Origin of the sequence: Pseudomonas sp. NMI760_13 (assembly GCF_021283245.1) — a bacterium.
Taxonomy (GTDB): Bacteria; Pseudomonadota; Gammaproteobacteria; order Pseudomonadales; family Pseudomonadaceae; genus Aquipseudomonas; species Aquipseudomonas peradeniyensis.
Map to the genome: position 1 here is coordinate 40,325 of NZ_JAJSRC010000038.1, position 8,878 is coordinate 49,202.

Genomic DNA, 8,878 nt, shown 5'->3' on the forward strand with positions numbered 1-8,878 from the left:
ATTGCCTGCCCCACTCCCCTTCGCGTCACGTGTTATTCGGTTTCCAGATCGATGTCGATACCGAGCGAACGGATCTCTTTGATCAACACGTTGAAGGACTCGGGCATGCCCGGCTCCATACGGTGATCGCCATCCACGATGTTCTTGTACATCTTGGTACGGCCGTTCACGTCGTCCGACTTCACTGTGAGCATTTCTTGCAGGGTGTATGCCGCGCCGTATGCTTCCAGCGCCCACACTTCCATCTCCCCGAAACGCTGACCACCGAACTGCGCCTTACCACCCAGCGGCTGCTGGGTAACCAGGCTGTAGGAACCAGTGGAACGCGCGTGCATCTTGTCGTCCACCAAGTGGTTCAGCTTGAGCATGTACATGTAACCCACGGTCACAGGACGCTCGAACTTGTTGCCGGTACGGCCATCGAACAGCACCATCTGGCCGCTTTCTGGCAGGTCTGCCAGTTTCAGCATGGCCTTGATCTCACGCTCCTTGGCACCGTCGAAGACTGGGGTGGCCATCGGCACGCCTTTCTTCAGGTTGTTCGCCAGGGCGAGGATCTCTTCGTCGGTGAACTCTTCCAGGTTCTCCTGACGACCACCGATCTCGTTGTAGATCTCGGTGAGGAAGGTGCGCAGTTCAGCGGCTTTACGCTGCTCTTCGATCATGCGGTCGATCTTCTCGCCCAGACCCTTGGCCGCGAGGCCCAGGTGGGTTTCGAGGATCTGACCGACGTTCATACGCGAAGGTACGCCCAACGGGTTCAGAACGACGTCGACCGGAGTACCGTTGGCATCATGCGGCATGTCTTCGACCGGCATGATCACCGAGACCACACCTTTGTTACCGTGACGGCCGGCCATCTTGTCGCCCGGCTGGATGCGACGACGGATTGCCAGGTAGACCTTGACGATCTTCAGTACGCCCGGAGCCAGGTCATCGCCTTGCTGCAGCTTGCGCTTCTTGTCTTCGAACTTGTCGTCCAGCAGGCGACGGCGATCGACGATGTACTGCTGAGCCTTTTCCAGCTGCTCGTTCAGTGCATCTTCGGCCATGCGCAGTTTGAACCACTGGCCGTGCTCCAGACCGTTCAGCACGTCGTCGGTGATCACGGTGCCTTTCTTCAGGCCCGCGCCACCGTCGACCACCTGGCCGTTCAGGGCAGAACGCAGACGCTCGAAGGTCGCGCCTTCGACGATGCGGAACTCTTCGTTGAGGTCCTTGCGGATCTCGTCCAGCTGCATCTTCTCGATGGCCAGGGCGCGGCTGTCGCGCTCGACACCGTCACGGGTGAAGACCTGGACGTCGATGACGGTACCCTTGGTGCCGGTCGGCACGCGCAGGGAGGTGTCTTTGACGTCGCTGGCCTTCTCGCCGAAGATCGCACGCAGCAGTTTTTCTTCCGGCGTCAGCTGGGTCTCGCCTTTCGGAGTGACTTTGCCGACCAGGATGTCGCCAGCGCCGACTTCGGCACCCACGTAGACGATACCGGCTTCGTCCAGCTTGTTCAGCGCAGCCTCACCCACGTTCGGGATGTCCGCGGTGATTTCCTCTGGGCCAAGCTTGGTGTCACGGGCCACACAGGTCAGTTCCTGGATGTGGATCGTGGTGAAGCGGTCTTCCTGGACCACACGCTCGGACAGGCAGATGGAGTCTTCGAAGTTGAAGCCGTTCCACGCCATGAACGCGATGCGCATGTTCTGACCCAGTGCCAGCTCACCCATGTCGGTGGACGGACCATCGGCCATGATGTCGCTACGCTGAACCTTGTCACCTTTGCTGACCAGCGGACGCTGGTTGATGCAGGTGTTCTGGTTGGAGCGGGTGTACTTGGTCAGGTTGTAGATATCCACACCTGCTTCACCGGTCTCGACTTCATCATCGTTCACGCGAACAACGATACGGCTGGCGTCGACCGAGTCGATCACACCACCGCGGCGAGCAACCACGCAGACACCGGAGTCACGGGCGACGTTGCGCTCCATGCCGGTACCTACCAGCGGCTTGTCGGCACGCAGGGTCGGTACAGCCTGACGCTGCATGTTCGAACCCATCAACGCACGGTTGGCGTCGTCGTGCTCGAGGAACGGAATCAGCGACGCTGCGACCGAAACTACCTGCTTCGGCGAAACGTCCATCAGGGTGACGTCTTCCGGCGCCTTGACGGTGAATTCGTTCAGGTGACGAACGGCTACCAGCTCGTCGATCAGCTGCTTCTTCTCGTTCATCGCGGCCGAAGCCTGGGCGATGACGTGATCGGCTTCTTCGATCGCCGACAGGAACACGATGTCTTCGCTGACCACACCCTCTTTCACCACGCGGTACGGGCTTTCCAGGAAGCCGTACTGGTTGGTGCGGGCATAGGCCGCCAGGGAGTTGATCAGACCGATGTTCGGACCTTCAGGGGTCTCGATCGGGCACACACGGCCGTAGTGGGTCGGGTGTACGTCACGGACTTCGAAGCCGGCGCGCTCACGGGTCAGACCACCAGGGCCGAGTGCGGAGACACGGCGCTTGTGGGTGATCTCGGAGAGCGGGTTGTTCTGGTCCATGAACTGCGAGAGCTGGCTGGAACCGAAGAACTCTTTCACCGCCGCCGCAACCGGCTTGGCGTTGATCAGGTCCTGCGGCATCAGGCCTTCGCTTTCAGCCATCGACAGACGCTCTTTGACCGCGCGCTCGACGCGCACCAGGCCAACGCGGAACTGGTTCTCAGCCATCTCGCCGACACAACGGACGCGACGGTTACCCAGGTGGTCGATGTCGTCGACGATGCCCTTGCCGTTACGGATGTCGACCAGGGTCTTGAGGACCTCGACGATGTCTTCCTTGCTCAGTACGCCCGAACCTTCGATCTCGGTGCGACCGATACGACGGTTGAACTTCATGCGACCAACGGCCGACAGGTCGTAACGCTCGGCGCTGAAGAACAGGTTGTTGAACAGGGTCTCGGCGGCGTCCTTGGTTGGCGGCTCGCCTGGACGCATCATGCGGTAGATCTCGACCAGCGCTTCCAGTTGGTTGCTGGTGGTGTCGATCTTCAGGGTGTCCGAGATGAACGGACCGCAGTCGATGTCGTTGGTGTACAGGGTCTCGATGCGGACAACCTGGGCCTTGGCGATCTTCACCAGCAGGTCGGTGGTCAGCTCGGTGTTGCACTCGGCGATGATCTCGCCGGTGGCAGGATGCACGATCGCCTTGGCGGTGGTGCGACCCAGTACGTACTCCAGCGGCACGTCCAGCTCTTTCACGCCAGCCTTTTCCAGCTGGTTGATGTGGCGCGCAGTGATACGGCGGCCTTGCTCGACGATGACCTTGCCGCTGCCGTCATGGATGTCCATGACCGCAACTTCACCACGCAGACGCTGAGGCACCAGCTCCAGGCTCAGTTTCTCGCCGGACAGGTGGAACACGTTGGTGGTGTAGAAGGTGTTGAGTACTTCTTCGGTGCTGTAGCCTAGCGCGCGCAGCAGTACCGAGGCCGGCAGTTTGCGGCGACGGTCGATACGCACAAACACGCAGTCCTTCGGGTCGAACTCGAAGTCCAGCCAGGAACCGCGGTAAGGGATGATGCGCGCGGAGTAAAGCAGCTTGCCCGAGCTGTGGGTCTTGCCACGGTCGTGGTCGAAGAACACACCCGGCGAGCGGTGCAGCTGAGACACGATCACACGCTCGGTACCGTTGATTACGAAGGTACCGTTCTCAGTCATCAGGGGGATTTCACCCATGTAGACTTCTTGCTCTTTGATGTCCTTGATCGCTTTGTTCGACGATTCCTTGTCGAAGATGATCAGGCGCACCTTCACCCGCAGCGGGACCGCGAAGGTCACACCACGCAGGACACATTCCTTCACATCGAACGCCGGCTCGCCCAGGCGATAGCCGACGTACTCCAGGGCAGCATTGCCGGAGTAGCTGATGATCGGGAATACCGATTTGAAGGCCGCATGCAGGCCGACGTCGCGGAACTGATCCTTGGATGCTCCCGCCTGCAGGAATTCGCGATACGAATCCAGCTGGATGGCCAGGAGGTAAGGCACATCCATGACGTCCGGCAACTTGCTAAAGTCCTTGCGGATACGTTTTTTCTCAGTGTATGAGTAAGCCATCAGCATTCCCCAGCTTGGTCACCTGCTTGTTTGGCATCTCCCGGCGGGAGCAGCCAGAAAATCGTGCAAACCCCATGGTTTGCGCCACCGATATGGTGGTTGCCACTTCGCTATCGGGGCCGACCTGATCGGCCGCCAATAACGGAAAAAGGCCGGTGGCATAAGCCACCAGCCATCAGCCCTTCGCTTAACGCTCGGACTGGAGTCGCAAAGTCGAAATTACTTCAGCTCGACTTTGGCGCCTGCTTCTTCCAGCTTCTTCTTAGCGTCTTCAGCGGCTTCTTTCGAAACGCCTTCAGCTACAACCTGAGGAGCGCCATCGACTTTCTCTTTGGCTTCTTTCAGGCCCAGACCGGTCAGCTCGCGAACGGCCTTGATCACGTTCACTTTCTTGTCGCCGGCTTCAACCAGAACAACGTTGAACTCGGTCTGCTCTTCAACAACGGCAGCAGCAGCAGCTGGGCCAGCAGCGGCAACAGCAGCGGTAACGCCGAAGGTTTCTTCCATGGCTTTGATCAGCTCAACAACTTCCAGAACGGTTTTCTGGCCGATTGCTTCGATGATTTGCTCGTTAGTCAGGGACATGACTTAAATCCTGTATTGGGGTGACAGCCTACGCAGCCATCAAATTAAACATATGATTTTGAAAGAGGTTACGCGGCCTTAGGCAGCAGCAGCTTCTTTCTGGTCGCGAACGGCCGCCAGAGTACGAGCCAGCTTGCTGGTGGCGCCTTGAATAACGCTCATCAGACGTGCGATAGCTTCGTCACGGGTCGGCAAGGTAGCCAGTACATCGATCTGGTTGGCGGCAATGAAATTGCCGTCAAACGCAGCTGCCTTGATCTCGAACTTGTCCTGACCCTTGGCGAACTCTTTGAACAGACGAGCAGCAGCGCCCGGGTGTTCGTTGGAGAAAGCAATCAGGGTCGGGCCTTTGAACGCGTCGTTGAGGATCGAGAATTCGGTGCCTTCAACAGCGCGCTTGAGCAGGGTATTACGTACGACACGCACGTAAACGCCAGCCTCGCGGGCCTCTTTACGGAGTCCGGTCATTGCGCTTACAGTCACACCACGGGCATCAGCCACGACAGCGGACAGAGCGACTTTGGCAGCCTCGTTGACTTCAGCGACGATGGCCTTCTTGTCTTCGAGTTTAATTGCCACGGGTTTACTCCTGGTTTCTACCGTTTCATCTGGCCGGGGCCGGATGTCGTTTTGGTGTCTGATTCGCGAACGAATCGGGAGCACCATCTGCGTAGGCTTTAGGTTTAAGGCTTGCGCCGCCTACGGTCTTGGATAGCCCCCGCCAGGCAGGGACCCCAATTTAATAGTCGGTGCGACCAGGTCGCACCGACCGAGCATTACACGTCCAGCGAGCTCTGATCGATGATCAGACCTGGGCCCATGGTGGTGCTCAGGGTAACGCGCTTGACGTAGATACCTTTCGAGGAAGCCGGCTTGATACGCTTCAGATCAGCGATCAGGGCTTCAACGTTTTCCTTCAGCTTGCCGGCTTCGAAGCCGATCTTGCCAACGGAGGTATGGATGATACCGTTCTTGTCGGTACGGTAGCGAACCTGACCAGCCTTGGCGTTCTTCACGGCAGTGGCTACGTCTGGGGTCACGGTACCAACTTTCGGGTTAGGCATCAGGCCGCGAGGACCCAGAACCTGACCCAGCTGACCCACAACGCGCATGGCATCAGGCGATGCGATGACGACGTCATAGTTCAGGTCGCCGCCTTTCATTTCGGCAGCCAGGTCGTCCATACCTACGCGATCAGCGCCGGCAGCCAGAGCGGCTTCAGCAGCTGGACCCTGGGTGAAGACGGCAACACGTACGGTCTTGCCAGTGCCGTGTGGCAGCACAGTAGCGCTACGAACGACCTGGTCGGATTTACGCGGGTCTACACCGAGGTTAACGGCGATGTCGTACGACTCGACGAACTTGGCGGCCGGCAGCGAAGCCAGCAGGGTTGCGGCCTCTTCGAAGTTGTAGGCCTTGCCTGCTTCGATTTTTTCGGCGATAGCCTTTTGGCGCTTGGTCAGCTTAGCCATTACACACCCTCCACGTTCAGGCCCATGCTGCGGGCGGAGCCGGCGATGGTGCGTACAGCAGCGTCCATGTCAGCGGCGGTCAGATCGGCCTGCTTGGCCTTGGCGATCTCTTCCAGCTGAGCACGGGTAACGGTACCGACCTTGACGGTGTTCGGACGAGCCGAACCGCTGGTCAGGCCAGCAGCTTTCTTCAGCAGAACCGAGGCAGGGGTGCTCTTGGTCTCGAAGGTGAAGCTACGGTCACTGTAGACAGTGATGATCACTGGAGTCGGCAGACCTGGCTCTTGACCCTGGGTACGGGCGTTGAAGGCCTTGCAGAATTCCATGATGTTCACACCGTGTTGACCCAGTGCTGGACCAACGGGTGGGCTTGGGTTGGCCTGGCCGGCCTTTACTTGCAGCTTGATGTAAGCCTGAATCTTCTTAGCCATGAGCTACTCCAAATTCGGGTACGAACGCCTGATGGCTCCCCGTATGACTTGCGTTTTATCCCAGTGACGACAAAACCCCGCAGCACATAGGGCTGCGGGGTATGGGATACTGCGTTCCGCTAGACCTTTTCGACCTGGCTGAACTCGAGCTCCACCGGGGCGGAGCGACCGAAAATGAGCACTGCAACCTGCAGGCGGCTCTTCTCGTAGTTAACTTCTTCGACACTGCCATTGAAGTCGGCAAATGGACCGTCAATGACGCGAACCACTTCACCCGGCTCGAACAGCGTCTTCGGCTTCGGCTTGTCACTGCCGTCGGCAACGCGACGCAGGATGGCCTCAGCTTCTTTATCGGTGATCGGCGCAGGCTTGTCTGCGGTACCACCAATGAAACCCATGACTCGAGGGGTATCCTTGACAAGGTGCCAAGTCCCTTCGTTCATTTCCATCTGGACCAATACATAGCCAGGGAAAAACTTACGCTCGCTCTTGCGCTTCTGGCCATTGCGCATTTCGACGACTTCTTCGGTCGGGACCAGGATCTCGCCGAATTCGTCTTCCATGCCAGCCAGCTTGACGCGCTCGATCAGGGAGCGCATTACATGCTTCTCGTAACCCGAGTAAGCATGCACAACATACCAACGCTTAGCCACGAGACACCCTTAGCCAACGATCAAGGAGACCAACCAGCCGAGCAGGGAATCAAGACCCCACAACAGCAACGCCATGACCAGAACTACAGCCACGACAATCAGCGTGGTCTGAGTGGTTTCTTGGCGGGTCGGCCACACGACTTTACGGATCTCGGTACGAGCTTCCTTCGCCAGCGCAAAGAACGACTTGCCTTTGGCGGTCTGCAGGGCAACGAAGCCAGCGACAGCAGCCAGGGCAAGCAGGACAAGTACGCGATACAGGATCGGAGAAGCGGAGTAATACTGATTACCCACGACACCAACGACTACCAATGCGACAACAGCGAGCCACTTGAACAGATCAAAACGCGATTCTTGGGCTTCAGTTTTGGGAGTCATCGAGGAGGATCCTGTGAGAAGAAAGCCATCACACCGAGGTGAATGGCAGGTCAGGAGGGAATCGAACCCCCAACCTACGGTTTTGGAGACCGTCGCTCTGCCAATTGAGCTACTGACCTATAACGCTGTATCAGGCCGGCCATTATACCGGCCTGATCAAGTAAATCAACTACTTATTCAATAATTTTCGCTACGACGCCGGCGCCGACGGTACGACCGCCTTCACGGATGGCGAAGCGCAGACCGTCTTCCATCGCGATGGTCTTGATCAGGGTGACAGTCATCTGGATGTTGTCACCTGGCATTACCATCTCAACGCCTTCCGGCAGTTCGCAGTTACCGGTCACGTCAGTGGTACGGAAGTAGAACTGAGGACGGTAGCCTTTGAAGAACGGAGTGTGACGGCCGCCTTCTTCCTTCGACAGGACGTAGACTTCTGCGGTGAACTTGGTGTGCGGCTTGACCGAACCTGGCTTGACCAGAACCTGGCCACGCTCAACGTCGTCACGCTTGGTACCACGCAGCAGAACGCCGCAGTTCTCGCCAGCACGACCTTCGTCCAGCAGCTTGCGGAACATCTCAACACCGGTGCAGGTGGTGGTGGTGGTGTCACGCAGACCAACGATTTCCAGCGGATCCTGAACGCGGACGATACCACGCTCGATACGACCGGTAACAACGGTACCACGACCCGAGATCGAGAATACGTCTTCGATCGGCATCAGGAACGGCTGGTCGATGGCACGAACTGGCTCAGGAATGTAGCTGTCCAGAGTCTCTACCAGCTTCTTGACAGCGGTAGTGCCCATTTCGTTGTCGTCTTTGCCTTCCAGGGCCATACGAGCGGAACCGATGATGATCGGAGTGTCGTCGCCTGGGAAGTCGTAGGTGGACAGCAGGTCGCGAACTTCCATCTCGACCAGTTCCAGCAGCTCGGCGTCGTCTACCAGGTCAGCCTTGTTCAGGAAGACCACGATGTACGGAACGCCAACCTGACGGGACAGCAGGATGTGCTCACGGGTTTGTGGCATCGGACCATCGGCGGCCGAGCAAACCAGGATCGCGCCGTCCATCTGGGCAGCACCGGTGATCATGTTCTTCACGTAGTCAGCGTGACCTGGGCAGTCAACGTGAGCGTAGTGACGAATGGTCGAGTTGTACTCAACGTGAGCGGTGTTGATGGTGATACCGCGTGCTTTTTCTTCCGGAGCCGAGTCGATCTTGTCGAACTCAACGATTGCCGAACCGAAAAC

At 58.3% G+C, this 8,878-nt stretch carries 9 protein-coding genes and 1 tRNA gene; all 10 read right to left on the minus strand.

Annotated elements, in window-relative coordinates; genetic code table 11:
- Positions 1-32 precede the first annotated feature (32 nt).
- Positions 33-4,106 (minus strand): DNA-directed RNA polymerase subunit beta, encoded by a 4,074-nt coding sequence (gene rpoB / locus LU671_RS26645; RefSeq protein WP_232857407.1) that lies wholly within the window; start codon positions 4,104-4,106, stop codon positions 33-35.
- On the minus strand, positions 4,087-4,275 hold the full coding sequence (locus LU671_RS26650; RefSeq protein WP_203649989.1) for a hypothetical protein: 189 nt from the start codon (positions 4,273-4,275) through the stop codon (positions 4,087-4,089). The genes rpoB and LU671_RS26650 overlap by 20 nt, the downstream gene beginning before the upstream one ends.
- 50 nt (positions 4,276-4,325) lie before the next feature.
- The gene (gene rplL, locus LU671_RS26655; protein ID WP_003255496.1) at positions 4,326-4,691 is read right to left on the minus strand and encodes a 50S ribosomal protein L7/L12; all 366 of its coding nucleotides are present in this window, start codon (positions 4,689-4,691) and stop codon (positions 4,326-4,328) included.
- 78 nt (positions 4,692-4,769) lie between these two features.
- Positions 4,770-5,270 (minus strand): 50S ribosomal protein L10, encoded by a 501-nt coding sequence (gene rplJ, locus LU671_RS26660; RefSeq protein WP_008089133.1) that lies wholly within the window; start codon positions 5,268-5,270, stop codon positions 4,770-4,772.
- Positions 5,271-5,467: 197 nt separating this feature from the next.
- The gene (gene rplA / locus LU671_RS26665) at positions 5,468-6,163 is read right to left on the minus strand and encodes a 50S ribosomal protein L1 (RefSeq protein WP_023628747.1); all 696 of its coding nucleotides are present in this window, start codon (positions 6,161-6,163) and stop codon (positions 5,468-5,470) included.
- Positions 6,163-6,594: a 50S ribosomal protein L11 gene (gene rplK / locus LU671_RS26670; RefSeq protein ID WP_028692261.1), complete on the minus strand. Its 432-nt coding sequence runs from the start codon at positions 6,592-6,594 to the stop codon at positions 6,163-6,165. Before rplK ends, rplA begins: the two co-directional genes overlap by 1 nt.
- A gap of 119 nt (positions 6,595-6,713) precedes the next feature.
- Entirely contained in the window at positions 6,714-7,247 is a 534-nt protein-coding gene (gene nusG, locus LU671_RS26675) for a transcription termination/antitermination protein NusG (protein ID WP_232857408.1), read from the minus strand.
- Positions 7,248-7,256: 9 nt separating this feature from the next.
- A complete protein-coding gene (gene secE / locus LU671_RS26680; RefSeq protein WP_011531879.1) occupies positions 7,257-7,625 on the minus strand; it encodes a preprotein translocase subunit SecE in 369 nt (122 codons plus the stop codon).
- Positions 7,626-7,668: 43 nt separating this feature from the next.
- A tRNA-Trp gene (locus tag LU671_RS26685) sits at positions 7,669-7,744 on the minus strand.
- Positions 7,745-7,798: 54 nt separating this feature from the next.
- Positions 7,799-8,878 (minus strand): elongation factor Tu (gene tuf / locus LU671_RS26690; protein WP_232857410.1); only part of this gene is annotated, 1,080 nt, incomplete at its 5' end.